The following is a 25063-nucleotide window of genomic DNA, read 5'->3' as shown; positions in this document are numbered from 1 at the left end:
ATCGTGTCGGCGAACAGCCAGATCGTGTCGGTGGCCAGTGCGATGGCTCCGGTGGCGAACGCACCGATGAGTACCTTCGAGAGTCCGGTGACCAGTCGCCACGGCCGGTTGGCCCGCACCATCCCCGACAGCAGGCGCAATCGCCGCAGTCCCGGGGAAGTGAAGTACCGCATACCGCCCGCGATCTGCGCGGACGGAAACCGTCGCGCACCACGGGGCGGGGTGAGTTCCGGGTCACCGAGCATGTGAGTGATCGCGAGTTCGGTGACAGTGCGGACGCGTCGCTCGATCGCCACGCCGCCCACCCCGGGCACGGAGATGACCGCGAATCGGTGATCGGCGCTGACATCGGCCACTACCGGAAGCGTGTCCTCCCGGCGCGGCAGATCGGTGAGGTATACGACCAGGTCCTCGGATTCCGCGGCCGGATCGACCGCGTCGATCACCTCGGCGAAATCCGTTCCCTCGGCGAGAAGGTAGGGCTCGAGACGCACACACGTCGACCACTGGCGCTCGCGCCCGTCACGACCTCGCAGACGCCCCGGTAGGCACTCCGCGAGGCGTTCCGCGACATCGGCGGGCTTGCCCGGGTCCGCGATGAACAACACCGAGACCCGCTCACCAGCCGCACCGGCTCTCCGGAGCTCGTTCGCGTCCACCGGCCCCGTCTACCCGCTCGAGCTGGGCCCAAACTCCAGCCGGCACGACCGGGTAGACGCCGCGACCATTGCCGTTCGACGGCGACTCGATCTCGTCGGCTCTGGCCTGTCCGGCGGCGATCACCCGCTGGGCATCGTCGAGGGACACCGAGGTCTGGTTCAGTGTCGTTTCCATAATTGTGCTCCTCTCGGTCCGGGACGCCTCACGGATGCATGACGACCTTGGTCCATCCCTCGTCCCGGGCGTCGAAATGCTGATAGCCGGACTCGGCCTCGGCCAGCGGGAGTTCGTGGGACACGATCCAGGACGGTGTGGCCCGGCCCTCGTGAATCAGGTCGCGCAGCTGCCGGTTGTAGTGCTTGACGTTGGCCTGTCCGGTACCGACCTTCTGCCCCTTGAACCAGAATTTGCCCATGTCGAAGGCGATCTTGCCGTGGCGTTCGAGTTCGTCGGGGCCGTTTCGGTCCTGGGGCAGGAAGAGGCCGACCACGCCGATGTGGCCGGTGAAGCGCACCGAGTCCACGAGCCGGTTCATCGTCATCGCGGCGTCTTCACGACCTTGCGGGTCGTGTGCCTGGTACCCGACACACTCACAACCCTTGTCGGCGCCGCGCCCGTTGGTCTGATCGAGGACCTGTTCGACCGGGTCGCCGGTGGAGTCGTCGATGGGTATGACCCCGATCTGCTCGGCGAGCCGCAGTCGATCGGGGTGACGGTCGACGATCATCACCTTGCTCGCGCCCTGGATCATCGCCGAGTACGCCGCCATCAGACCGACCGGCCCGGCCCCGTACACCACCATCGAATCGCCGGGCTGCATGTCGGCCAGGCGGGTGCAGTGCCATCCGGTGGGAAAGATGTCGGAGAGCATCACGTAGTCGGTTTCCTTGTCCTGCGCATGCTCGGGCAGCCGCAGACAGTTGAAGTCGCCGAACGGCACCCGTAGATACTCCGCCTGTCCGCCCCAGAACGGTCCCATCCCGGCGAAACCGAATGCGGCGCCGGCCATCTTCGGATCCGGATGCACCGTCAGGCAGAACGCGGTCAGACCTTCCTCGCAGTTTCGGCAGAATCCGCAGCCGATGTTGAACGGCAGGCACACCCGATCCCCGGCCGAGACCTTGACCACCGCATTGCCCACCTCCGCGACGATCCCCAAATTCTCGTGACCGAGGACCATCCCGGGCTCCAGATCGGTGCGGCCCTCGTACATGTGCAGATCCGACCCGCAAATGTTGGTGCTGGTGATCTTTACCAGCACATCGGTCGGCTCCTCGATCCTCGCATCGGGCACTTCCTTCACGTGGACCTCACGTGGCCCGTCGTACACAAGCGCTTTCATCTCGACACTCCCTCACATGCGGCGTTTCCGGTTGATGTCCGGGCCGGCAGCCACAGGCTGCTATATGCGAGCGACCGGCCGAATGAATCGTGCTCCTGGGCGCAGACGGCGCAACAGCGCACGGAACCGACAATTACATCGAAACGGCGGCATATCACCATGTTTCGCGTAATGGCGGACGTGCAGTGGATAAATTTTTTTTGGCGTCGCATTCGCTCCACCACGAAGTCTCCTCTCATCCGTCCACTATCGCTAGGGGTTGAGGTCGGTTTTGTCGATCGAGCTCTGGCAGCTCCTTCCCTTCACAGGTCGATGGTGTGATGCTGGACCATGTCCACCACCTCGAACGGGAGATCCGACATGGTCACCAAGGCACTGCTGGTCCGACTCGAAGCCAACCCCGGCAAAGAAGACGCAGTCGAAGAATTCCTCCGATCGGCGTTGCCACTCGTCGAGCAAGAGCCCGGCACGAAGCCATGGTTGGCGGTACGGTTCGGCCCCTCGACATTCGGCATCATCGACGCATTCCCGGATCCGGCCGCCCGTGAAACGCATCTCGATGGGCCGGTCGGCAAGGCGCTCGGTGAGCGCGCCGACGAGCTCTTCGCTACCCCGCCCGAAATCAGCCGACTCGACGTGCTCGCCGAAAAGCTTTGAAAACTCAACGATCCCGTTGAATCGCAACATTTCTACCAGATTCGACAGACGCGGCATCTGCCACCGCGCAAATCGTTGTTGAAACATCGAGACAGACGGTCAGAGAATTCGGTGGTGATACCGATGCCGGTCTCGGCCATCGCCGCCGCGGCGTTGGACCCCATTCGGTGGGGCAGACCCATCCGTGCAGCAGCCCCTCAGGCGACGGCGTGGGGGAAGTTCGCGGCACGGTGTTGGAACGAGAGGATGCGCGGGTTCTGGATCCGGCCGTCGCGGATCTCGATCGCGCGCCGGATCGTCTCGTCGCCGTCCCAGGCCGCCGGGCCGGACATGACGATCGGCAGGTAGTCCAGCACCGCCTCGGAGATCTCCCAGGTGGCGGAGTTCCACAAGTAGGAGGGGCTGTGGTCGACGCCGTAGTGGTGCAGGTCGTCGCCGAGGCCGAACATCGGGGCAGCGAACGAGGTCGGGCGGGCCCATTCGAAGCCCATGCCCTCGTCGCAGGAGACGTCGATGAACAGGGTGCCGGGGGTGAACAGGGGCAGATCGACGGTGCGGACGAATAACAACGGTTCGTCGGTGTCCTGCAGGACGCAGTTCACGATGATGTCGTACTGGGCCAACATCTCCGCGAGTGGCCCGGGTTCGGGCGCTTTCAGCGCGAGGACGCGGCCGGGGTCGTTCGGGTCACGCTCGAAATGCCGCATCCGCACCGAGGCGAACGGCGCGGCGACCGCCGCGATACTGCGTTGGGTCAGGACCGTCACATCGCTGACGCCCAGCGCCGACAGCGCGCGCACCGCGCCGCGGGCCGTGGCGCCGAAACTGATGACCGCGGCGCGCAACCGTCGCCCGTAGTCGCCGGTGGTGCCGCGCAGTCGCAGGGCGTGCAGGACCGAGCAGTAGCCGGCCATCTCGTTGTTCTTGTGGAAGACGTGCAGGCCGAAATGCCCGTCTCGCGTCCAATGATTCATCGCTTCCCAGGCGATCAAGGTCAGTCCGCGGTCGACGGCCGCCTGGGTCATCCGCTCGTCCTGGACACAGTGCGGCCAGCCCCACACGACCTGCCCGGCGCGCAGGTTTTCCAGGTCCTCGGCCATCGGCTTGGGCAGCAGCAGCACATCGCATCCGGCGAAGAGCTCCGCGCGGGTGCGGTGACCGGCGACCAATGGTTCGAGGCGTGCGTCGGAGTAGCCGAAGCGGGCGCCGTAGCCGTCTTCCAGATAGATACGCGCCCGCAATGCGGGATCTATCCGCTCGAGATGGGCCGGGTGCAGCGCCGAGCGGCGCTCGTCGGCCTTCAGAGAGGTCCCGACGACGCCGAGGGTGAGTTGCTTCACTGTTCGGACCGCCGACGTGTCGGGTTCCGCTGGGCGCGAGGTCGTCCGCGTGCCATCACGGGCGGCTGCCGTGGGTGGCATACGGTCGGGCATCGCGGCGCCGGAACGGCCACTCGCCCGCGTGTTCGGCGGCCGTGGCGCGCAGAGCGGTGCGCAGTCCGCGGATCGGCCCCGGTACCTCGGTGAGCTCGCGGTCGTGGAACTTTCGTTCCGAGGCGGTCTCCGGCGCGTCGTCGGCGGTGGCGGTCAGGAACCTGTCGGGCATCGCCAGTTTGTGCACTGTCCGCAGGGTCAGCAGATATTGACGCAGTAGCGGGCCGGTGGTGTAAGGCAGGTCGTATTTGTCGCACAGGGCGCGGACCCGCTCCGCGATCTCGACATAGCGATTGCTCGGCAGATCGGGGAACAGATGGTGCTCGATCTGGTAGCACAAGTTCCCGCTCAGAAAGGCCAGGACCCGTCCGGCATCGAAATTGGCCGTGCCCAGCATCTGCCGTAGATACCACTCGGATCCGGTTTCCGATTCCACCGCCTCGGCGGTGAATTTCTCCGCGCCGTCCGGGAAGTGACCACAGAAGATCACCAGGTAGGCCCACAGGTTGCGAGCCGTGTTCGCCGTCAGGTTCGCGGTGAGGGTGCGACGCCAGCGGCGACCGCTCAGGGCCGGGAACAGCAAATAGTCCTTGCCGAGTTGCCGGGCGATCTTGCCCGCGAACAGCCTGGTCTGCTGGGTCTTGCCCGCGGGGGTCGCATTGCGGTCCCGCTCGGAGTAGAGGTCGTGCAGGGCGATACCCCACTCGAAGGTGATTGCCAGCAGCAGATTCTGCAGGGGCTGCATCAGCCGGGCGGGCTGCCACGGTTGGTCGCGGGTCACCCGCATCACACCGAACCCGATATCGTCGTCGAGGCCGAGCACGTTGGTATAGACGTGGTGCCGGTAGTTGTGGGAGTAGCGCCACTGCGAGGACTGGCCGGCCATATCCCATTCCCAGGTCGTGGAATGGATTTCCGGATCGTTCATCCAATCCCACTGGCCGTGGCCGATGTTGTGGCCGAGTTCCATGTTCTCGATGCTCTTGGCCGTCGCCAGGCCGAGGACGCCCAGCAGCCATCCGACCTTGCCGCGGCTCAGAGCGATCGTCAGGCGGGCGGCTACGTCGAGACAGCGTTGGAAAGCGATGGTGCGGCGGATGTAGTTCGCGTCCCTCGTTCCGCGTCGTTCCTGGAAATCGACTCGGATCGCGTCGAGTTCGGCGCCGAGCGCCTCGATGTCGGTGGGGCTCAGGTGGGCGTAGACGCCGACTTCGGTGATTGCCACGTCATGTCCTCGAATCTCTCGTCTCGCTTGCGGCGATGGTTGCGGGCCACCATCGGGTGGATGACCTCGGTGGTGTCGAGACCGAGTTCCTCGGCGATCTCGCGAGCTCTCGGCGTCCGGCCGATGCGGCGGGTCAGCGCTGCGGTCGCCGGCTCGAGGCGTTGGTGGATTTCTTTCGATGCGCTGCGGAACTCGCGCTCCGGGTGGCTCGGACACCGCGGCGCACTTCCGCCACGATGGTCGGGACGGCGACGGCGAGGAAGGTCGCCTCGCGCTCGGGGTCGAAACGGTCGACTGCCTCGAGCAGTCCGGTTCCCGCGGTACCTGGTCGGAGCTGGACAACGGCTGGTTCGTGCGTTCGGACGCCGACGGTCGTCGCCTCGAACGCTCCTCGGGCGTTTGCCGCCGCGCGGTCGCGGACCTGTGCGTCGAGGAATCGGGGGAATGGTCGGCACCGAGGGCCGAGAGGGAAGGACTCCGCGTGGGGACGAAGCGGCCGGGGCGATCGGAGGACTCGGCTGCTGCCGCGGATGACTCGCCGGCAGCCCGCGACGCACCGTACCTGCGATCATCGGAATTCGAACTGCCACACACAACGACGCCCTTCGCGGTCGCAACGAGCTGCGGCTGCCGGGGTCAAGGACAGTGGAGCGAGGGTAGCGCGGTCATCGGCGACCCTGCCCTCGACTCAACTCTAGCAGTTGTCGTCCCCGGGCGGTGGGAGCCCGTTACGGGGTACAGCCAGGACAGGCCCGATATGTCTGACGGCGATCGCCGCCGTCGGCGCCCCGACCCTGCTTTCGGGCGACGACTCGTGGGAAGCGTCGAGCCCACCCCCGCGCGTGCGGCATCGAGGAAAGCGGTGACTTCTACGGCTATGGCAGAGGGAAACGATCCGCTCGTCGCCTCGGACGGTGCGGTTCGATGACCGGGGACGACACGGTCGATGACATCCGAGCGGCCCTGCGCGACGAACGGTCGCGGCGATCTTCGCCTTCCCGCTGGTCAACGGCGCGACCGCCAATAGGGTCCTCGGATTCTGCAGCGCGAAACCGGGGTGGCTCTCCGTCACCGACGTCGCCGTGGCCCTGCGCGTTGTCGACGCGGTCACCCCGAGAAAACCACACGTCTCACCACAGGGCGAGCCACCGACACGGCCCGAGCATTAGGCTCGACAGGGGGAAGGAGCCCAGATGCCCGAAGCGTCCGGAGTACGCGAAGCCAGGCTGGTGGAGGCTTTCGTGCAGATGGCGGACACCCTGATCGACGACTACGACGTGGTCGAGGTCCTGCACGAGTTGGTGGCCTATTCGGTCCAGCTGCTCGGGGCGGCCGCGGCCGGAATCGTGTTGTCCTATCAGCGGGGCAGCTTGCAGGTGCTCGCCTCCTCGACCGAGCGGACGCGGATGCTCGAACTCTTCCAACTCCAGACCAACGAGGGTCCGTGCTGGGACTGCGTGCATTCCGGGCAATCGGTGCGCATCCCCGACCTCACCGTCGAGATCGACCGGTGGCCGCTGTTCGTCCCCCGCGCCCTCGAAGAGGGTTTCGCCTCCGTGCACGCCATACCCATGCGACTGCGCCGCGAGACCATCGGGGCGCTGAACCTGTTCGGCCGCGACCCAGGTGAGATGGCCGCGCCGGATCTGCGTGCCGCCCAGGCCCTCCGCCCACACCGCGACGATCGGCATCCTCCAGGAGCGCGCCATCCACCGCGGCGAGGTGCTGACCGAACAACTGCAGGTCGCGCTGACCAACCGCATCATGATCGAGCAGGCCAAAGGGGTGCTCGCGCACGCGGGCGAACTCGAAATGGACGACGCGTTCCAGGCCCTGCGCGGCTACGGCCGTCGACGCGGCGCGCGGTTGTCGGAGATCGCCCGGCAGTTGGTCACCGGCGTGATCGCGCCGGACACGGTGCTCACCGATCGCGTGCGGGCCACTGCGCAACACGCGGACGGCCGGATCGTCTAGCGCGCGATCTCCCGGAAGCCGCTGCCCATCGCGGCGTGATTGGTGATGGGCCGGTCGGTTTCAGCCGCTTCCGCCGGGTCGTTCTCGCACGGAATGGCCTCTACCACGATCACGGTGCCGTTGAGTCCGCACACGTACACGGTCCCGAACAGCTCGAACGGGTAGGGGTCGAGGCGGATCCTCTGGTCGTCCAATTCGAGATGACTCGGCGCGGGTGACCAGAGGTTCGGGTCGTACACGACCCGCCAGATCGGTCCCGCCCGCAGCCGCAAGGCGGTGACCAGGTCCGGCAGTTCGGCGGCGAGATCGCTCGAACGCGGCCACCAGGTCGCGTCGATGTAACCACTCGGGTCGAGGTAGAGGTGGAGCACGGGGGCTGAAGTCGGTGGTCGCGTCATCGGACGCTCCTGTCGCGAGCCTGTCGCAAATGGCCCGATATCGAATCCGGGGACGGCGCGACCTCGGATGGTCAGCGCGCGTGATGCCGCCGGATACGTTCGAGCCTACTCCGGGACAGGCCTCGCGGAGGCCGACCGGAAGCCGTTCAGTGTGTGACTGTGGGCTGTCCCACCGAGGGATTTCCACCGAACGGATGCCGCCATGTGCGCGACCGCTGGGCCACGGGCGCGACGGGCCGGACGTCGTCCGTCGCGTAGATGTTCTCCTCGCGACGTCTCAGTTCGCGGCGAGCCATCCGGCCGCGGCGCGAAGTCCGCCGAGCACCGGCCAGCAGCAGGCTCAGCCCGAGCATCGCGACCGCGCCGACGATGATCCCGTAGAGGAACAGCGTGCCCGTCGATCCGGTCACGTGATATCCGAATACGGAGAAGTCTCCGGTCAGCGCATGGGTTGCCCCAGCGTTGCTTAATACTCCGGCCACCGCGACGATCACGGCGACCAACAGAACTATCAGTCCGAGAATGATGAGCATGACGGCCTCCGAGGGCCTGGAAACAGGGGTGGTGAACTCCAGTCAACGCCTGGTACCGCTCGGTGTCGAGCCCGCGGGTCGATCGGATTCGCCGATCGGCAGCCGTTTGCCGGGCGTGCGCGCGGATCGCATCGGTGCCGGCGCGGCGTAGGCTGAGGGGACGTCGGGGACGCTTCGAACGAGACCATCGCAGGCTCTCGTCGTCACCGCGACGGTCGAACAGGGACCCGAAGCCGGTCCCGGTCAGGAGCGTCATGATGACGCCGCACACACCACCGACCGCCACCGAGACCCGCGACCGCCGCTCCGATGCCGCGGCGCTGGAACGGTGGAACGACGAAGGCGGCCGCTGCTCGCGGCCGGCCCCCTACCGCGATAACCGGCCCGCCGCGAAATCGCCTGATTCCGAGAGGGATTCGACATGACCGACAGTTCGTCCAGCTCGCTGAGCGGCCGACAGCCCTTCGAGGCCCCCACCCGGACCCCGCGCCTGCTGCTGCGCGACCGTGACGAGCCGCCCGAGGACATCGACGGCGCCTGGTGGCCGCGCACCGACAACCTCACCACCGAATTGCACGATCTGATCACCGTCCTCACGCCCCGACTCGGCGCGACCACACGCATCACCTTCGACTGGAATTCACTGAGCCTGTCGCAGCGGGGTATCGACCCGCCCGACGGCATCGACGTCGAGGGGGCGCTCGACGGTCAACCGACCGGCGTCATGTACGTCTTCGGCCTGGACAACCGGCGACTGCGCCTGCGGGTAATCGACCCCGCCACCGACGTGGAACACGCCGACGCGCACTTCCGGAAGGCCGCAGGCGAGGTCGCCGATCGCTCGAACTGAGCTGCATGCCAAGAGAACTCACGATGCCGCACGATCGGGGAAGTCACGCGGCAAGCTCCGTTCGCGACCGACACCGGTATCAGGGCGGTGGGGGGGCTGCTGCACGGATAGGTGACGGTGTGACCTGCCCCACCTGTTGGGTTCCAGTCGTGGTGGCTAACTGGCAGCGGTGATGGGTGTGTTCTCGGAGAGTAGTTCGTACTCGATCGGGGTGCGGTAGCCGAGGGCGGAGTGGCGGCGTTGGCGGTTGTAGAAGATCTCGATGTAGTCGAAGATCGCGTTCGCCAGTTCGAGGCGGGTCTTCCACTTCTTGCGGTCGAGGAGCTCGATCTCCCGTGAAGGACCAGAACGATTCCATCATCGCGTTGTCCAGGCCGTCACCGGCCGTGCCGAACGAAGGCAGCAGCCCGGCGGAACCATCCCCGCGTGGACGGGGCCGACAGTTCACCTGCGGTTCCCGAGCGCGAAAACGTCGAAAACCTTCACTACGTCTGTCCTGGTTTGGGTTGCGGATGACGGGCGGCTACCGCCTACGCGGGTGCGCTCCCGTCGTTATCGTAGCGACTCACCAAGTCGGCGACTTGCCGACCGTACCGCAGCTAGGCAGCCCGAAGCACATGCCGCGCATTCAGCGGAACGGCCACGCACGACCAGCTTCGGCCGACGCCGGTTCCGCCGCAACTTCATGAAATGCGTTGCGCCAGTGCGGCATCACCTACCGAACCGCCTTCGCTGACTCGGCGACAGCACTCACCCGCTCGGTCCGTCGCTACCGGGCGGATCAGGATCGGACCCTCACCCGATCGACGCGGATCTCGGCCCTCACTCCGACCGGGGCGACCCAGTGTGGATCTGGTCACGTTTGTGCCACCGAGTCGGTTCGTCTGGGAAGTTCGAGTAGATGGCCTTATACCGATCTGCCACACCGCGACTGACAGCCGGGCGCGGGGAAGGGTCGGCGCGCGTCTCGAATGCCCGCGAGCTGCGCGGCACGCGCTATGTCGCGCTGGGGAGTTCGTACGCGGCCGGTCCCGGCATCCTCCCGGTCAGCGACGTCGGCTGCGGGCGGTCGGGCCGCAACTACCCGCACCAACTCGCCGCGGCCCTCGAACTCGACCTCGTCGACGTCTCCAGCGCCGGAGCGACCACCGCCGAGGTCATCGACCGTCCGCAACGATTACCTTGCGGCACCGTCGTGCCACCCCAACTCCGGGCGGTCACCGCCGAGACACGGCTCGTCACCGTCACCATCGGCGGCAACGACCTCGGGATGATCGGCGGCCTGCTCGCACGGAGTCGCGGGCGGCTGGTCACGAGCGGACGCGCTCGACCGCCCGAGGACCGGGTCGCGGGCGGTGTCGACGCCTTCCGCACCGCCGCCGAATTCGCCGCCGTCGAGCGGTCGATCACCGAGATCGTGCGCCGCGTGCGCGCCGAGGCCCCGCACGCGCGGGTGCTGCTGGTCGAATACCTGCCGATTCTGCCCGCCTCGGGCCCCCTGCGCCACGACATCCCACTGACCGTCCGCGACGCGGTCCACCACCGGCACATCTACGCCGGTCTCCTCGCGGCCACCCGCGCCGCCGCCGACGCCACCGGAGCGGACGCCGTTCGCGTCCCCGGAGCGGAGAACCACACGATCTGCACGCCCGTCCCGTGGGTCCACGGCTACGGCGACAATCCCGACGTCACCGCCTACCACCCCACCCTCGCGGGCATGACCGCCGTCGCCCACCACCTCATCCGCTTCCTCACCAGGGGCTGAAACCCACAACGGATTCGCGACCGCCGCGGCCGTGCGCGGCGTCGTCCGCTGTCGAATGGTCACAGGCCGGACGTGAACCGACGTGGTGTCGCCGCGCCGTGGTGGTCCATGCGTGTGGCGCGTAAGCACCGCCGTACGGTCATGGGCTGCGACCGCGGTCCGGTCCAGCGGTGCGCGAGCTGTGGGATCGGACTCGGACCGCTTTCGTCACTCCGCCGGCGCGGCTGATCGACGCCGAGGTGCCGCCCGGATCTGACAGCACTGTCCTGGCGGCGCTTCTGGTCGAATTGAACGAACGGGCGCTCGAACAAGGACGTCGATGCGCCGCAGGACGCACGACGGATCGACACGCTGATCGTCGTCTGGCTGCGGGCGATCCACGGACTCGTGGCCTGATCCGAGCCTCGAGTCCGGTAACTGTAGTACCGGTAGTATTGTCTACCGTGCCGGTTTCGGCCCGGTCGCGCGGAAGGGCCGATTCGAGCCGTGCGGGACCGAAACGGAACACGATCGACGGCCCGAGGACTCCGAGGACGAAAGTGGGAACGGCAATGGCCAACCGCGAAGTCGCCACCAAACGCCCGCGGCGCGAACGTGGTTCGCTCAACCCGGACGACATCATCGAGGGGGCGTTCGAGCTCGCCGACCAGGTGTCGCTGGACGGCCTGAGCATGCCCCTGCTCGGCAAACATCTCGACGTCGGCGTCACGAGCATCTACTGGTACTTCCGCAAGAAGGACGATCTGCTCGACGCGATGACCGATCGCGCGTTGAGCCAGTACGCCTTAGCCACGCCGTTCGTAGAGGCCGCGGACTGGCGTGCATCGCTCACCGACCACGCGCGCACCATGCGTCAGGTCTTCCTCGGCAACCACATCCTGTGCGACCTGATCCTCATCCGCTCGGCGCTGAGCCCGCAGGCCGCGCAGAGGGGGGCGCGCCAGATGGAGCACGCCGTGGCGAGTCTGGTGGAGGCGGGCATGTCGGTCGACGACGCCGTCGACACCTACTCCGCGATCAACCTGCACATCCGCGGTTCGGTCGTGCTCCAGCGGCTCTACGACAAGAACAAGGAACAGCGCGGCGACACGGGCGCCAACTACGACGGTATCGCGATCGACGCCACGACCACTCCGCTGCTGGCGGGCGCGATGGCCAAGGGACGCAAATCCGTTGCGCCGGAAGAGGAAAACTTCGAGTACGGTCTACGCTGTATCCTCGACCACGCCGCCGGCCTGATCACCGAACGGACCCCACCGGCGCCACGCCGGTCCGCGAAGACCACGCAGTCCCGCCGGTCGGCCGCGACCCGCGACTCCACGGCGGCGGGCAAGGCGTCGGCGGCGAGCACGAGCCTCGCGAACGACACCGCCGCGTCGGCCCCGGCGGCGAAGAAGTCCACCGCCTCGAAGGCGACCGAGTCCGCACGCAAGACCGGGGCGGCGGGTAAGGCCGCACCGGCGAAAAAGACGGCCGCCGCGAGCAAGTCCACAACCGCCGCGTCGGGAAAGGCCACCCCCGCGAAGAAGACGGCGCCGCGCAAGGCCACCGCACGGAAAGCCAAAGCCACCCGCTGACCGCACGGCTCCCGGCTGTCCCGACGGGACGGGCCCGGGACCGGCTCGCACCGCGAGCCCTTCGCGCGGCGGGATCAGCCCGGGGACTCCGCGCTCATCCGGTGTGGGAATTCGGTAGCCGCAACGATCATCGCGCCGCCGCCCACCGCGACCGATTGCGTGCGCGCCGTGTGCCGGTAGCGGTCGAGGACGCCGAAGGACGCGGTGCCGCCCACTTCCAATGAATGATCGCCGCCGGCGCCATCGCCTGGCCCAGGTGCCAGGCGATCCGCGTCCGCATGCGCGTGTTGCCGCGCCGGAACTCCGCGTCGTCGGGCGCGGAGAACGCCGCCGCCACGGCAAAGGCCGGGAACGGGTGACCCTGTTCCACGGATGGCCCGACCAAGCCGAAGCGCTGGCGCGCGAGGCGGAGACGGCGCTCGCCGACCTGTCCGCGCTGCGACCCGGCAGCCTGGGGGGCCCTGCTGCCGCCGCGCTGCGCGCCCGGCCAGGCGCCCGCGCGAACCTGTTCGGCATGACCGAATCCTTCGGCCCGTACTGCGGGTACCCCGCCGACACCGATATGCCCGAATCGGCGTTCGGCAGTTGCGGGCGGCCCTTTGACCGCATGCGCGTGCGCATCACCAACCCCGCCGACGGCACACCCGCGCCCACCGGATCGGTCGGGAAGATCGAACTGCGCGGCCCGCACATCCTGCGCGGCATCTGCGGGCGCAACCGGGAGGAACTGCTCACCCCCGGCGGCGTCTACCGCAGCGGCGGGGCTCAGCGCGTTCAAGGTCCCGACCGTGTGGCTGCTGCTGGACTCCGAGGACGCGGTGCCGCGCGGCTCCACGGGCAAGATCGACTCGTCGGGTTGCCCGTGCGCCCGAGAGCGCGACGGCCGGACGGTCGACGCGCTCTCGGGCGCACGGGACCGATGACAGTGACACAGCCCGCTCTGTGTCCCGAAACAATTACGGAAGCATACCGTGGTCAATACAGTGATTTTCACCGTCCGCAGCGCGGGGTCGGGCGTAGCGGGCCCGGCGCCGCACGACCCGACCAGCACATCGGCGACCGATCGCCGGAGAAAAGGAGACCGGTCATGACGAGCGCGCCGGAGACGGACGAAACGGTCGACGCGGCGGGCTTCCGCGAAATACTCGCCCAGACAAGGGATTTCGTTCGTCGCGTCGTGGTCGGGCGCGAGGTCGAGATCGCCGAGCTCGACCGGATTCCCGACGAGATCGTCGCACGGGCCAAGGCCATGGGCCTCTACGGCTACGCCATCCCGCAGCGGTGGGGCGGTCTCGGACTCGACCTCGCCCAGGACGTCGAACTGGCGATGGAGCTCGGCTACACCACCCTGGCGCTGCGCTCGCTGTTCGGCACCAACAACGGCATCGCGGGCCAGGTGCTGGTCGGTTTCGGCACCGAGGACCAGCGGAGCCGGTGGCTCGAGCGTATCGCCTCCGGTCGGGTGGTGGCCTCCTTCGCCCTCACCGAATCGGGCGCGGGCTCCGACCCCGCCGCGCTGCGCCCCAAGGCCGCGCGCTCCGGGACGGACTGGGTCATCGACGGCGAGAAGCGCTTCATCACCAACGCGCCGGTCGCGGACCTGTTCGTGGTCTTCGCCCGCACCCGCCCGGCCGACGAGCACGGCCCCGGGATCTCGGTGTTCCTGGTGCCCGCCGATTCCCCGGGCGTCGAGGTCGGCCCGAAGGATCGCAAGATGGGGCAGGAAGGCGCGTGGACCGCCGAGGTCCACTTCCGTGACGCGCGGGTCGGCGCGGACGCGCTCGTCGGCGGCGACGAGGACATCGGCTACCGGGCCGCGATGATCTCCCTGGCGCGCGGACGGGTCCACATCGCCGCGCTCGCGGTGGGGGCCGCGCAGCGCGCCCTCGACGAATCCGTCGCCTACGCGGCCACCGCCACCCAGGGCGGCACGCCCATCGGCCGATTCCAGTTGGTGCAGGCGCATCTGGCCGATATGCAGACCGAGGTCCTGGCGGGCCGCGCGCTGGTGCGCGAGACCGCCCGCGCCTGGGTCGCGGGCGAGGACCGCCGGATCGCCCCGTCGGCGGCGAAACTGTTCTGCACGGAGATGGCGGGCCGGGTCGCCGATTCGGCCGTCCAAGTGCACGGCGGCACCGGATACATGCGCGGCGTCGCGGTGGAACGGATCTACCGCGACGTGCGACTGCTGCGACTGTACGAGGGCACCAGCGAGATCCAGCGGCTGATCATCGGCGGCGGACTGGTCCGCAACGCCGAACGGGCGGCCCGGGCATGACATCCTCAGGAGAGCACGTGAGCGCACGACACACCGACAAGGTCGCCTTCGTCACCGGCGCGGCCCGCGGCCAGGGCCGCGCCCACGCGGTGCGGCTGGCCGGTGAAGGAGCCGACATCATCGCCGTCGACCTCGCCGGACCGCTGCCCGCCGCGGTGCCCTATGACTCGGCGACCCCGGAGGATCTCGCGGAGACGGTCCGCCTGGTCGAGACGACCGGTCGCCGGATCATCGCGGCCACCGTCGACACCCGCGACCTCGACGGACTGCGCGCGGCGGTCGACGCGGGCGTGCGCGAGTTGGGCCGGCTGGACATCATCGTCGCCAACGCGGGCATCTGCATCCCCGAGGTCTGGGACGCGATCACCCCCGAGTCGTTCCGCGACGTCATCGACGTCAACGTCACCGGCACCTGGAACACCGTCGTGGCGGGCGCACAGCACATCATCGACGGCGGCCGCGGCGGCTCGATCATCCTCATCGGCTCCGCGGCCGGGGTGAAGATGCAGCCGTTCATGGTGCACTACACGGCCAGCAAACACGCGGTCACCGGAATGGCGCGCGGCTTGGCGGCCGAACTCGGCAAACACGAGATCCGCGTCAACAGCGTGCATCCCGGCGCGGTGAACACCCCGATGGGCAGCGGCGACATGGTGGCCGCGCTGGGCCGCGCCGCCGAGACCAATCCCCCGCTCGCGCAGATGATCACGCCCTTCCTGCCCGCCTGGGTGGCCGAGGCCGAGGACGTCGCGGCGGCCGTCAGTTGGCTGGCGAGCGCGGAGTCCCGCTACATCACCGCCGCCCAGATCTCGATCGACCTCGGCTCGACCCAGTACTGACCGAAGGAACACTCCCCATGTCACTTCTCCAAGGCCGGGTCGCGGTCGTCACCGGCGCAGCCAAGGGCATCGGCCTGGCCATCGCCACGCGCTTCGTCCAGGAAGGCGCGCACGTGGTCGTGGGCGATCTGGACCCCGCGGCCCTGCCCGCCTCGCCGGAGTCCGCGACCATGCGCGCGGTGCGCTGCGACGTGACCAGCGCCGAGCAGGTCGGCGCGCTGCTCGACACCGCGCTCACCGAATTCGGCGCGGTCGACGTCATGGTCAACAACGCGGGCATCACCCGCGACGCCACCATGCGGACCATGACCGAGCAGGATTTCGACCAGGTCGTCTCCGTGCACCTGAATGGCACCTGGAACGGCACGCGCCTGGCCGCCGCGATCATGCGCGAACGCGGACGCGGCAGCATCGTCAACATCTCCTCGCTCTCGGGAAAGGTCGGGATGGCCGGGCAGACCAACTACTCGGCGGCGAAGGCGGGCATCATCGGGCTGACCAAAGCCGCCGCCAAGGAGGTCGCGCGTTTCGACGTGCGGGTCAACGCGATCCAGCCCGGACTGATCCGCACGGCCATGACCGAGGCCATGCCCGAACGGGTCTGGGAGCAGAAGATAGCCGAGATCCCGCTCGGGCGCGCCGGCGAACCGAAGGAGGTCGCGGGCGTGGCGCTGTTCCTGGCCTCGGACCTGTCCTCCTATCTGACCGGCACGACGCTGGAAGTCACCGGCGGGCGGTTCATGTGAGCCGATGGCGCGCCCACACCGTCGTCAGCGCCGAACTCGTCGATCCGACGCCGGTGGCGGCACTGAGCGCGGTGCTCGATTCCGGTGCACCGCCCGCCGGGCCCGGTGATCCGCTGCCGCCGCTGTGGCACTGGGCCGCGCTGGCCCGCTGGCCCGCCTCCCGCGACCTCGGGTCGGACGGCCATCCGGCGCGCGGGTCGTTCCTGCCGCCGACCGAGTTGCCGCGGCGGATGTTCGCGGGCGGCGAGGTCGCCTTCCACGCGCCGATCCACGTCGGGTCGACGGTGCGACGCGAGGCCACCGTGCTCTCGGCGACACCCAAGACCGGGCGCAGCGGGTCGCTGGTGGTGGTCGTGGTGGAGATCCGGCTGACCACCGAGGCGGGCGAACTCGCAGTGGTGGAACGCCAGGACATCGTCTACCGCGAGGCCGGTGCGGTTCCCGCGGTCGCGCCGACGCCTCCGGTCGTCGCCCCTGTCGGCGCCCCGTTGCGCCGAATCGCGGAATGGGACTGGGAACTGCGCACCGATCCCACCGTGCTCGCGCGCTTCAGCGCGGCCACCGCCAATCCGCATCGCATCCACTACGACTGGCCGTACGCGACGGGCGTCGAGGGCTATCCCGGCCTCGTCGTGCACGGGCCGCTGATGACCATCGCGCTGGCCGAGACCCTGCGTCGCGAACGGCCCGACGTCGCCCCTGCGCGGTTGCGCCACCGCAACCTCGCGCCACTGTTCTGCGCCGAACCGGCGCGCCTGCGCCGACGCGGACACACCGAGGACGGATTCGGACTCGCGGTCCTTTCCGGGCCCGACCACACCGTCGAACACACCGTCCTGAACGCCGAATTTCCCCGGAGGCCCGATCATGCGCGAAGCAGTGATCTGTGAACCCGTCCGCACGCCGATCGGCCGCTACGGCGGAGTCCTCGCCACTGGCGGCCCGTGCGGGCGAAGATCGATCCGGAATCCACGGTGACGGCGGGCAATTCCAGCGGACAGAACGACGCCGCCGCGATGTGCCTGGTCACCACCCGCGCCAAGGCCGACGAACTCGGCCTCGAACCGCTGGTGCGCCTGCGGTCCTGGGGTGTGGCGGGCGTGCGGCCCGACATCATGGTGCTGCGCGAGTGGAAATTCGGCGAGGCCGACCTCGAGCGGGTCAACGTCCACGGCTCGGGCATCTACCTCGGCCATCCGGTGGGAGCCACCGGCGTGCGGATGCCGGCCACCCTGGCGCGCGAGATGAAACACCGCGACCTCCGCTACGGTCTCGAGACGATGTGCCTCGGCGGCGGACAAGGTCTGGCCGCCCTGTTCGAAAGGGTGGTGTGAGCGTGCCGATCCGAACCTTCACCTCGGTCGAGGACCTGTCCTCGGCGCTCGGCGAAACCGTCGGCCCCGGACCGTGGGTCGTCATCGACCAGTCGCGGGTCGACGCCTTCGCCGACTGCACCGGCGACGACCAGTGGATCCACGTCGACCCCGAACGCGCCGCGGCGGGCCCCTACGGCGCGACCGTCACCCACGGCTACCTGACGCTGTCGATGATCCCGTACCTGGGCCGCGACCTGTTCGCCCTCGACTTCGGCAGCGCGCGGATCAATTACGGCAGCAACAAGGTTCGCTTCCCCTCGGCGGTGCGGGTCGGCAGCGCCGTGCGCGCGAGCGCGACGCCTTCGGCGCTGACGGTCCAGGACGGGCGCGGGTTGTTGACCGTCCGCTGGGTGATCGACACCGACGGCGGCGGCAAACCCGCGCTGGTCGCCGAAACCCTCACGGTGGTGGTGCTGTGACCTCCGAATCGGCCTCCGCGACACGACCGCTGGCCGGACTGCGAATCGTGGAGATCTCCAGTTTCGTCGCCGCGCCGCTGGCGGGCATGACCTTGGCCCAACTCGGCGCGGAGGTCATCCGCGTCGACCCGATCGGCGGGGCCGCCGACCGCCACCGGTGGCCGCTCACCGACGGGGGCGCGAGCATCTACTGGGCAGGCCTCAACAAGGGCAAGCGGTCGGTGGTCGCCGATCTGCGGGCGTCGGAAGGTCGGGAACTGGTCGCGCGACTGGTCGTAGAGGGCGACGGCATCCTGCTCACCAACGCGGTCGGACGCGACTGGCACGGCTACCCGGCGCTGGCCGAACGCCGACCCGACCTGATCCACCTCGAGATCCCCGGCCGGGCCGACGGTGCCAACGCCGTGGACTACACCGTCAACGCCGCCACCGGATTCCCGCTGGTCACCGGGCCGCCCGAGTGGGCGGGCCCGGTCAACCACGTAGTGCCGGTCTGGGATGTCGCGTGCGGACTCTACGCCGCGCTGGCGATCACCGCGGCCGTGCGCCACCGCGAGGCGAGCGGCGCGGGCAGCCGGATCGTGCTCCCGCTCGACGATGTCGCGCTCGCCACCGCGGGCAACCTCGGCTTCCTCGCCGAGGCCGCGTTGACCGGCCGCGACCGTCCCCGCCTCGGCAATGCCATCTACGGCCAGTACGGCCAGGACTTCACCACCGCCGACGGGGCCCGCTTCATGCTGGTCACCCTGACGACCAGACACTTCCGCGACTTGGCCCGGATCACCGGAACGGACTCGGCGGTGACGGCTCTCGCCGAAGCGCTCGGCGTCGACTTCGCCGACGAGGGCGAACGATTCCGCCACCGCGACCTGCTCACCGCTCTGTTCGCCACCTGGTTCCGCGAGCGCTCGGCCGCCGAAGTCGCCGACGCGTTGGCGGGCACCTCGGTGCTGTGGGACCGCTACCGCAGCTTCGCCGAACTCACCACCGACCCCCGCGTCACCGCCAACCCTCTGTTCACGATGCTCGACCAACCCGAACTCGGCGACCACTTGGCCCCGAGCTCACCCATCGCGGTGAACGGCACGCACCACCCCGCCACCCCCGCCCCCGGCCTCGGCGCGAACACGGTCGAGATCCTGCGCGACCATCTCGGCCTCACCGACGACGCCATCGCCGAACTCCGCACCGCGGGAACGATCGTCACCGACCCGACCTCGTCATAGCACCGGCAGAACCGTCGTTCGGCACGGCCCAGCCACCGGCCATCGGGGTGGCGGGTCGACTGGGCGCGGCCGGCGATGCGGGTGTCGAAATGGCAGGCCGGGCCGAGGTGACAAGGCGCTGATCGAAGAGCGGGCACGACATACTGATGTGGTGACCGGTGCAGAAGAGTTCGACCTCGTCATGGCCGTCGTTCGCGGCGACGCCGACGAGGTGCGCCGCGCTCATGAAGCTGGTGTCGACCTGGCGAGTGCCACTGCGCCGGGAGGTACCCTTCTCGGTTGGGCCGCGGAGTGGGGCAGAACCGAGATCCTCGCTTATCTGCTGGCCCAGGGCATCGAAGCGGAGTCGGAGGCTCTTTCGAGGGCCGCGGACAAGGGCCATGCCGAGACGGTGCGACTGCTGCTCGACCATGGCATGAACCCGGATCTGCCGGATGGGTGGCCGCCGTTGTGCGCGGCAGCAGGTCGTGGTTCATCCGAGTGCGTCCAAGCCCTGTTGCAGGCCGGAGCGCGGGCTGATGTGCGGATGGGGCCGCAGTCGGGCCGCTGGGGCGGGAAGACACCCAGGGAGCTCGCCACGATACGTCCTGCGGAAGGCGCCGCAGAAATACTTCGGCTACTTGCCCAGGTAGACCGCTAGACGGTTACGCGACGAATCCGACCCCGACACGACTTCTCTTCGCCCAGAGGTGCGGACCGGGGCTGTGGCGCGCCGAACCCGGAGGCCGGTGCCGCAGCACCGATCCTGTGGGAGGTCGATTCGCGAGGGTGAACCCTCTTTCTCGAATCGCCCTCCCACAGACCGGAACTGGCCGCCCGCTGATTCAGCGAAGACGTTCGCGGCGGGCATTCTCCTGCGCCGCGACCTTCCTCGCGATGCCGCCGCGACCTCCCTCGCGAAACATACTGGCCCGGCGTCAGCCGACCACGGAGAACAGCGGCGCCATGTCGGAATACACGCGCAACGAACTGATCAAGCCGGATTCCGGAACACGTTGCAGCACGGAGAACGCCGGCAGTGAGATCGTGACGCCGCCCGTGGTCGTGCAGTGCACGATCGCCTCCACCAGGGCGGTGTCGCCCTCGTCGACGAACCACACGTTCCGACGTTCGTGGCGCAATCCCGACAGGATCGCGAACAGCTCACCCGCGGCCGCCGCGATCTCCTCTCGCCCGTTCGCAGGGCGGTCGCTGCCGAACACGAAGCTCGCGTCGGTGCTGTGCCGCTGCACGTAGTCGTCCAAGTGGAGGGAATCGACGCAAGCGTAGTAGTCCCCGAGCCAGTCGGTCATGAGATCTTTCCTTTCGCGATCGAGGTCATCGAACGACGGTTCGCGACCTCCAGAACAGCTGGACGCCACTGCACGCCGTTCGACACCGGGCACCGGCGGAGGTGAGCCAGGGGTGCGCCCGATGACGTTCAGCGGCAATGCCACAGTTCCGAGCGTCGGGATCCGCCGCGACGTGCGAACCGTCCCCACCTCGACGCATTCGTCGATGCGCAACAGTCGCCGGTTACCCGACGAGCGAACGTTTTTCGATGACGAGCTATGATCTCACGCCGACCGCCGTCGCGTGGTGACAGTGGATTTCACCGCGCAGGACTCGACACGGCTTCGGCGAGCGGGCAGCGCCGGTATGGCGTGCTCGCACCAGTCGGCCGGACCGTGGGACTGCGGTCGACGGGCACAGCACCGCACAGTCCTGATCGACATCGCCGCGGTGCGGTCGAAGACGTCGAAGCACGACACGGATCGCGTCGCGCCCCGAGGTTACGAGGCGGATCGGAGTGTTGAACTCGCTGCTCGCGGTGCGCGCAGAGCAAGGTTGCGGCATCCTGGTAGGTGCACGACCCTGGCTTGTCACGCGGGAGCACCTCATGGCCACTCGTCGAACTGCATCACGATCGTTGTCGGACAACGAGATCCGGCGACTCGCGGGGGAAATCGAAGCCGGCCGCAGACCCACCGTGTGGTTCACGGCAGAAGCGGTCGGGCTCCGCGAAGGCGGATCCGGCAAGATCGTGGCGATCGCGGACCCTACCGAACCCGACTACCTGCGGGTGCGACCCTCGGGGTCGACGGACACCCTCGCGTTCTCCCCCGACGAGCTCACACTCGTCAACCCGACCCGCCACCGCACCACGCGCCGAACCTAGGCGGTAGCACCATGTCCGGCCGGTCCGTGGTCGAGATTGCGTTCTCCGGGGTGGTCACCACAATTGGTGGCGTCGGAGCTGTCTGCGAGCGGTCCCGGCGGGTATGTCGGGAACCATGAACGACGCCGATGAGGGACCGCGCTGCGAGGCCCGAGTGAAGATCTGGTGGCTGCCGGAACGCACGACGTGGTGGGAGGTTCGACTGCTGGGCACCCGCGAGCAGATCAGCGCCGCCCTCACCGAGACGGCCACCCGCATCGAAGTCGACCACTCGGCACGCCGTTTGCTCAGTACCCAGCCCTACGCCGTGGTCGCCTACCGCTTGACGATCCGGACGGACACGACGCCGCCGCATCGCCACGAGGAAACCGTGCTGCTACGCGATCTGCCCGACCGGTTCGATACGCACGCCCACGCGATGCGCGGCGCACGATCCGACGAGCCACCCCTGAGCCATACCGAATCCGGTGCGGGATAGAACGAGTCGACGAACGCACGGTCCGCGCGGACGCGGTCGGTCGCGCTGCCTGCCGTCCGCGGTGCGGGACTACCCGCACTCCCTGTGGCCACCACCGGCCCGCCCCGCGCATCGCGATGGTGACGCGGCCGGCCCACACCGCCACGCGAGGACGGGGTCAGATGTGCAGCAGCGGGACGACGGCACGAGCGAACTCCGCCGGGACGGTGCTCGCGCCCAGATGATTGCCCGGCACGTCGATCAACGGCTGACCGAGCAGCGCGGCCAGGGCGTGGGCAGACCGGCGCGCCGATTGGTGATGGCTCAGCGAGCCCGCGCACACCGAGAGCCGGGCTTGCCGTAGTGCTTCGAGATTCTGTGACGACTCAACGGTCCGAGGCGCGATCGCGAACCCAGCGGGTCAGCACGGTGGCGTCCTCGCTGTCGTAGAGGATGTGCGCGGGGCGCATCGGGCGTCGAACGGCGTCGGGTCCGCGCGCGATCCGCCCGGCCGGACCGCTCACGGCGACGGGCGCGGTGGTCAGACACAACTCGTCGACGACATCGTCGTCGAGCAATTGGCCCAGCAAAGCCGGACCACCCTCACACAACACCCGCATCATCCCGCGTTCGGCAAGGACGGCGCGAATATCGGTGCCGCCGATGCTATCTCCCGCACAGCGCACGACCTCCACGCCCGCGTCGCGCAAGCCCGCGATCCTGTCGGATTCGGCGACCGAGGAGGTGATCACGATCGGCTTCCTGCTCGCCTCGGCGACGACGCGGGCGGTCGGTTCGATGCGCGCCGTGGCCGACACGATCACCACCGGCGGCACCGCGGCCAGTCCACGGGCCGTGCGCCACGACCGGACTCGAGCGTCACCGCCCGCCCCGCCGTAGTTCTCCGCGCGGACGGTGCCCGCTCCCACGAGGATCGCGTCGGCGAGGTGACGCAGCACCGTGAACACGGTCTTGTCCGACGGGGTCGCCAGCGCACCGACGGTGGATCCGTCGGTCATCGCGCCGTCGACGCTGGAGACGAAATTGACGCGGATCCAGGGGGTGGTCAGCGGTTCGGGATAGGCGTACAGAACCCGCAGCGCCGCCTCGTCCAGGTCGTTTCCGTTCGCTGACAGGTCATCGATGCGCCGCACGGTCACCGCCCCTCGTACGTTCGGCCCGCACCTCGACGATCGAGCCGTCGGCGCGGGTGTCGGCTGAGGTCACCTGTTGCCGGCGGGAGCACGCGATGGCTGGGACGCCGTGCGTCGTGTGGGGAACATCGTCGCCGAGGTTCATGCCTGATGTCCGGGTCGCAGGTCCTGCACGGCGTGCATTCGCAGTGTCCGAGTCGCGGACGGGCGAGCGGTTCCGCTGTCGGGCGCCAGGACCACTCCCACGTGGTCGCCGAAGTCGTGGCGTTGGATGATCGCGCCGCTGAACCAGCCCGCCGCCTCCGACAAGACGGGTACCTCACCGGGCCCGGGGTTCCACGCGCAGCGGGCGAATTTGTCTGTATCGTCGCCGGTTTCACCACCGAACAACGCTGCCAACGCCGTCTGTTCGGACCCGAGCAGATGCACGGTGAGCCGCGACGCCCGCGCCGCGATCGCGAAGGTGCGGTTCGTCTTGGACAATCCGACCAGAAAGCGCACCGGATCGATACTGACCTGGCTGGTGAATCCGACCAGGCATCCACCGAGTTCGTCTCCGGCGCGGGTGGTGACCACGAACACCGGATAATCCGCCGCGGCGACCACCGCTTCGCACCCGGTGACCCCGTTCTCGATACTGTCCGACATCCTCGGCGGGTACCCGTTCGCTCACGATCAATCCCGACTGTTCACCCCAACACCTCGACGAAGAAGTCACACGCCGCCGCGGCCGCCCGCTCGAAACCGTCTTCGTACACGACGAAATGCGGGCCGGATATCAGGACCAACCGTTTCGGTTCCAACGCCTCGGCATAGCTGCGCAGCGCGATATCGGTGGGGGTCAACGTGTCCTGATCGGCGACGATCATCAACAACGGCGTCGGCGAGACCCGCCGCACGAACGCTTCGGGCGCATACGACTGGAAATGGTCGATACTCGACAGCGTCACCTCGTTGCGCCACCCCGGAACCTGGGGGCCGTTGTCCATCAGCCACCGATACGCCTCCGGGCCGGGCATGGCCACCATGTCGGTCGGTACGTCCGAGGCCGCTTTGATCGTCAGCGGCGCCTCCCCGGCCAGTCTGCCCTGGCGATCCGCGGCGATGGCCGCGTGCACCAGCGGCAGCATCACCGTCGGCACCAGCGAACGCAGGTTGGCCCACCCGTCGGTCGTCGGCACCTGCGACACCACCGCACGCACCCGACGATCGACCGCGGCGACCACCAGGACGTGCCCGCCGGAGAAACTCGTCCCCCACACGCCGATCCGTTCCGGATCGATGCCGTCCAGCGACCGCGCGTAGGTGATCGCGTCCCGATAACCCTCGATCTGCGCGTTCGGATTCACCTCGAACCGAGGCTCCCCGTCCGAGGAACCGAAGCCGGGATGGTCGTACACCAGGCAGGCCAGTCCCGCCGCGCTGAAGACCTCGGCGAACGGAACCACCCATTCCTTCACCCCGGCGAACCCGTGCGTCATCACCACCAGCGGCACCCGACCGCTCACCTCCGCCGGGCGGAACAACCACCCCCGCAATGTCACTCCGCCACTGACGAATTCGACTTCTTCTCGCATCTCGGCTCCCCTTCAGCCACTCGCCGTCCCCAGAAAACTACGCTCGTCATCGACCACACGCGAACGAGGGCGACTGCGGGACCGACGGCTCGCTCGCGCGGCGCCACGACTCGGCGCGAGCACCATCGCGACAGCAACGGTTGGCACCGACTGTCCCATTCCTCCCCCGGTGCGGTCGCCCCCCTTCGAGTCCGCCCAAGAGGAGGAGAGGTGTCAAACCTGCCCACGACACCGCGGTCGTGACTGTGCCGTGAACGGCAGTGGTGGCCCGACACGGTGTCCTCCATCGACGTACGCCTCACCCTCACAGGGTGCCGCCCGGCCCGTCCTCGGTGTCGAACGCATCACGGAATAGGCTGCTCATATACCCCTAGGGGTATCGTAACCAGCGGAAGACCACCGACGAGGGAGAACATCCG

Annotated in this window: 26 protein-coding genes and 6 pseudogenes; 19 read left to right on the top strand and 13 right to left on the bottom strand. The window is 68.5% G+C overall.

The features are described 5' to 3' along the window. The 3 genes and pseudogenes from ON30_RS30045 to ON30_RS30040 form a co-directional block, all read right to left on the bottom strand. Nucleotides 1–659 (bottom strand): annotated as a pseudogene (locus ON30_RS30045) (hypothetical protein); the annotation flags it as partial. Beyond that, nucleotides 619–834, bottom strand: a complete 216-nt coding sequence (locus ON30_RS41475) for a hypothetical protein (RefSeq protein WP_245554289.1) — start codon at nt 832–834, stop codon at nt 619–621. The gene ON30_RS41475 and the pseudogene ON30_RS30045, both read right to left, overlap by 41 nt. Nucleotides 835–862: 28 nt before the next feature. Continuing rightward, nucleotides 863–2002 carry a glutathione-independent formaldehyde dehydrogenase gene (locus ON30_RS30040; RefSeq protein WP_040712875.1) on the bottom strand — a complete coding sequence of 380 codons (1140 nt, stop codon included), beginning with the start codon at nt 2000–2002 and terminating at the stop codon, nt 863–865. Between the two features lie 360 nt (nt 2003–2362). On the opposite strand from ON30_RS30040, the gene ON30_RS30035 reads away from it, so the two are divergent. Next, nucleotides 2363–2659 (top strand): putative quinol monooxygenase, encoded by a 297-nt coding sequence (locus ON30_RS30035; RefSeq protein WP_040712904.1) that lies wholly within the window; start codon nt 2363–2365, stop codon nt 2657–2659. A gap of 197 nt (nt 2660–2856) precedes the next feature. On the opposite strand, the gene ON30_RS30030 is transcribed toward ON30_RS30035, so the two are convergent. Together ON30_RS30030 and ON30_RS30025 are read right to left on the bottom strand one after the other, a co-directional pair. Further along, on the bottom strand, nt 2857–3999 hold the full coding sequence (locus ON30_RS30030) for a N(5)-(carboxyethyl)ornithine synthase (RefSeq protein WP_040712872.1): 1143 nt from the start codon (nt 3997–3999) through the stop codon (nt 2857–2859). A gap of 55 nt (nt 4000–4054) precedes the next feature. Further along, on the bottom strand, nt 4055–5317 hold the full coding sequence (locus ON30_RS30025) for a fatty acid desaturase family protein (protein WP_083911788.1): 1263 nt from the start codon (nt 5315–5317) through the stop codon (nt 4055–4057). A gap of 1193 nt (nt 5318–6510) precedes the next feature. On the opposite strand from ON30_RS30025, the pseudogene ON30_RS41470 reads away from it, so the two are divergent. Both ON30_RS41470 and ON30_RS41465 read left to right on the top strand, forming a co-directional pair. Beyond that, a pseudogene (locus ON30_RS41470) lies at nt 6511–6924 on the top strand (GAF domain-containing protein); the annotation flags it as partial. Between the two features lie 43 nt (nt 6925–6967). Beyond that, a complete protein-coding gene (locus tag ON30_RS41465) occupies nt 6968–7291 on the top strand; it encodes an ANTAR domain-containing protein (protein WP_245554288.1) in 324 nt (107 codons plus the stop codon). Here the strand turns inward: ON30_RS41465 and ON30_RS30015 are convergent. Both ON30_RS30015 and ON30_RS30010 read right to left on the bottom strand, forming a co-directional pair. Next, entirely contained in the window at nt 7288–7689 is a 402-nt protein-coding gene (locus ON30_RS30015) for a DUF5994 family protein (protein ID WP_157183946.1), read from the bottom strand. The genes ON30_RS41465 and ON30_RS30015 overlap by 4 nt on opposite strands. A gap of 146 nt (nt 7690–7835) precedes the next feature. Beyond that, entirely contained in the window at nt 7836–8222 is a 387-nt protein-coding gene (locus ON30_RS30010; RefSeq protein WP_040712869.1) for a hypothetical protein, read from the bottom strand. On the opposite strand from ON30_RS30010, the gene ON30_RS39695 reads away from it, so the two are divergent. Then, complete coding sequence (locus ON30_RS39695) at nt 8221–8373, top strand: hypothetical protein (protein ID WP_157183945.1); 153 nt, start codon at nt 8221–8223, stop codon at nt 8371–8373. The genes ON30_RS30010 and ON30_RS39695 overlap by 2 nt on opposite strands. A gap of 270 nt (nt 8374–8643) precedes the next feature. Continuing rightward, the gene (locus ON30_RS30005; RefSeq protein WP_051030164.1) at nt 8644–9072 is read left to right on the top strand and encodes a DUF5994 family protein; all 429 of its coding nucleotides are present in this window, start codon (nt 8644–8646) and stop codon (nt 9070–9072) included. A 156-nt stretch (nt 9073–9228) separates the two neighbouring features. Here ON30_RS30005 and ON30_RS38075 read toward each other — a convergent pair. Beyond that, nucleotides 9229–9487, bottom strand: a pseudogene (locus ON30_RS38075) (integrase core domain-containing protein); the annotation flags it as partial. A gap of 486 nt (nt 9488–9973) precedes the next feature. Here ON30_RS38075 and ON30_RS30000 point away from each other — a divergent pair. From ON30_RS30000 to ON30_RS29955, 12 genes and pseudogenes are all read left to right on the top strand, one after another. Continuing rightward, a complete protein-coding gene (locus ON30_RS30000) occupies nt 9974–10837 on the top strand; it encodes an SGNH/GDSL hydrolase family protein (protein ID WP_051030163.1) in 864 nt (287 codons plus the stop codon). A 551-nt stretch (nt 10838–11388) separates the two neighbouring features. Then, a pseudogene (locus ON30_RS29995) lies at nt 11389–12180 on the top strand (TetR/AcrR family transcriptional regulator); the annotation flags it as partial. Nucleotides 12181–12763: 583 nt separating this feature from the next. After that, nucleotides 12764–13174, top strand: a pseudogene (locus ON30_RS38070) (AMP-binding protein); the annotation flags it as partial. 28 nt (nt 13175–13202) lie between these two features. Further along, nucleotides 13203–13337, top strand: a complete 135-nt coding sequence (locus ON30_RS42425) for a hypothetical protein (RefSeq protein WP_373282657.1) — start codon at nt 13203–13205, stop codon at nt 13335–13337. 164 nt (nt 13338–13501) lie between these two features. Beyond that, nucleotides 13502–14692, top strand: coding sequence for an acyl-CoA dehydrogenase family protein (locus ON30_RS29990; RefSeq protein ID WP_040712867.1), 1191 nt, complete (start codon nt 13502–13504; stop codon nt 14690–14692). A gap of 17 nt (nt 14693–14709) precedes the next feature. Further along, the gene (locus tag ON30_RS29985) at nt 14710–15531 is read left to right on the top strand and encodes a mycofactocin-coupled SDR family oxidoreductase (protein WP_040712864.1); all 822 of its coding nucleotides are present in this window, start codon (nt 14710–14712) and stop codon (nt 15529–15531) included. A 17-nt stretch (nt 15532–15548) separates the two neighbouring features. Beyond that, nucleotides 15549–16277 (top strand): 3-oxoacyl-ACP reductase FabG, encoded by a 729-nt coding sequence (gene fabG, locus ON30_RS29980; RefSeq protein ID WP_040712862.1) that lies wholly within the window; start codon nt 15549–15551, stop codon nt 16275–16277. Then, entirely contained in the window at nt 16274–17167 is an 894-nt protein-coding gene (locus ON30_RS29975) for an HTD2 family dehydratase (protein WP_051030162.1), read from the top strand. The genes fabG and ON30_RS29975 overlap by 4 nt, the downstream gene beginning before the upstream one ends. A gap of 48 nt (nt 17168–17215) precedes the next feature. Further along, nucleotides 17216–17611 (top strand): annotated as a pseudogene (locus ON30_RS29970) (acetyl-CoA C-acyltransferase); the annotation flags it as partial. Between the two features lie 8 nt (nt 17612–17619). Then, nucleotides 17620–18072 carry a MaoC family dehydratase gene (locus tag ON30_RS29965; RefSeq protein ID WP_040712888.1) on the top strand — a complete coding sequence of 151 codons (453 nt, stop codon included), beginning with the start codon at nt 17620–17622 and terminating at the stop codon, nt 18070–18072. Continuing rightward, entirely contained in the window at nt 18069–19298 is a 1230-nt protein-coding gene (locus ON30_RS29960) for a CoA transferase (RefSeq protein ID WP_040712860.1), read from the top strand. Before ON30_RS29965 ends, ON30_RS29960 begins: the two co-directional genes overlap by 4 nt. 151 nt (nt 19299–19449) lie before the next feature. After that, entirely contained in the window at nt 19450–19938 is a 489-nt protein-coding gene (locus ON30_RS29955; RefSeq protein WP_157183944.1) for an ankyrin repeat domain-containing protein, read from the top strand. A 277-nt stretch (nt 19939–20215) separates the two neighbouring features. Here ON30_RS29955 and ON30_RS39690 read toward each other — a convergent pair whose 3' ends face one another. Further along, nucleotides 20216–20803 carry a nuclear transport factor 2 family protein gene (locus ON30_RS39690; protein WP_157183943.1) on the bottom strand — a complete coding sequence of 196 codons (588 nt, stop codon included), beginning with the start codon at nt 20801–20803 and terminating at the stop codon, nt 20216–20218. Nucleotides 20804–21090: 287 nt separating this feature from the next. On the opposite strand from ON30_RS39690, the gene ON30_RS29945 reads away from it, so the two are divergent. Both ON30_RS29945 and ON30_RS29940 read left to right on the top strand, forming a co-directional pair. Beyond that, the gene (locus ON30_RS29945; protein WP_157183942.1) at nt 21091–21456 is read left to right on the top strand and encodes a hypothetical protein; all 366 of its coding nucleotides are present in this window, start codon (nt 21091–21093) and stop codon (nt 21454–21456) included. Between the two features lie 115 nt (nt 21457–21571). Further along, nucleotides 21572–21934: a hypothetical protein gene (locus ON30_RS29940; RefSeq protein ID WP_157183941.1), complete on the top strand. Its 363-nt coding sequence runs from the start codon at nt 21572–21574 to the stop codon at nt 21932–21934. Between the two features lie 157 nt (nt 21935–22091). Here the strand turns inward: ON30_RS29940 and ON30_RS39685 are convergent, their stop codons facing one another. The 4 genes from ON30_RS39685 to ON30_RS29925 form a co-directional block, all read right to left on the bottom strand. Continuing rightward, nucleotides 22092–22256 (bottom strand): hypothetical protein, encoded by a 165-nt coding sequence (locus tag ON30_RS39685; RefSeq protein WP_157183940.1) that lies wholly within the window; start codon nt 22254–22256, stop codon nt 22092–22094. Nucleotides 22257–22299: 43 nt separating this feature from the next. Next, nucleotides 22300–23073 (bottom strand): pyrimidine reductase family protein, encoded by a 774-nt coding sequence (locus tag ON30_RS29935; RefSeq protein ID WP_245554287.1) that lies wholly within the window; start codon nt 23071–23073, stop codon nt 22300–22302. A 135-nt stretch (nt 23074–23208) separates the two neighbouring features. Further along, nucleotides 23209–23715: a flavin reductase family protein gene (locus ON30_RS29930; protein ID WP_040712855.1), complete on the bottom strand. Its 507-nt coding sequence runs from the start codon at nt 23713–23715 to the stop codon at nt 23209–23211. A 41-nt stretch (nt 23716–23756) separates the two neighbouring features. Further along, nucleotides 23757–24644: an alpha/beta hydrolase gene (locus tag ON30_RS29925; protein ID WP_040712853.1), complete on the bottom strand. Its 888-nt coding sequence runs from the start codon at nt 24642–24644 to the stop codon at nt 23757–23759. Nucleotides 24645–25063 lie beyond the last annotated feature (419 nt).

Source organism: Nocardia takedensis NBRC 100417 (assembly GCF_000308695.1).
Lineage (GTDB): Bacteria > Actinomycetota > Actinomycetes > Mycobacteriales > Mycobacteriaceae > Nocardia > Nocardia takedensis.
This window is presented reverse-complemented; position numbering and strand designations above follow the sequence as displayed.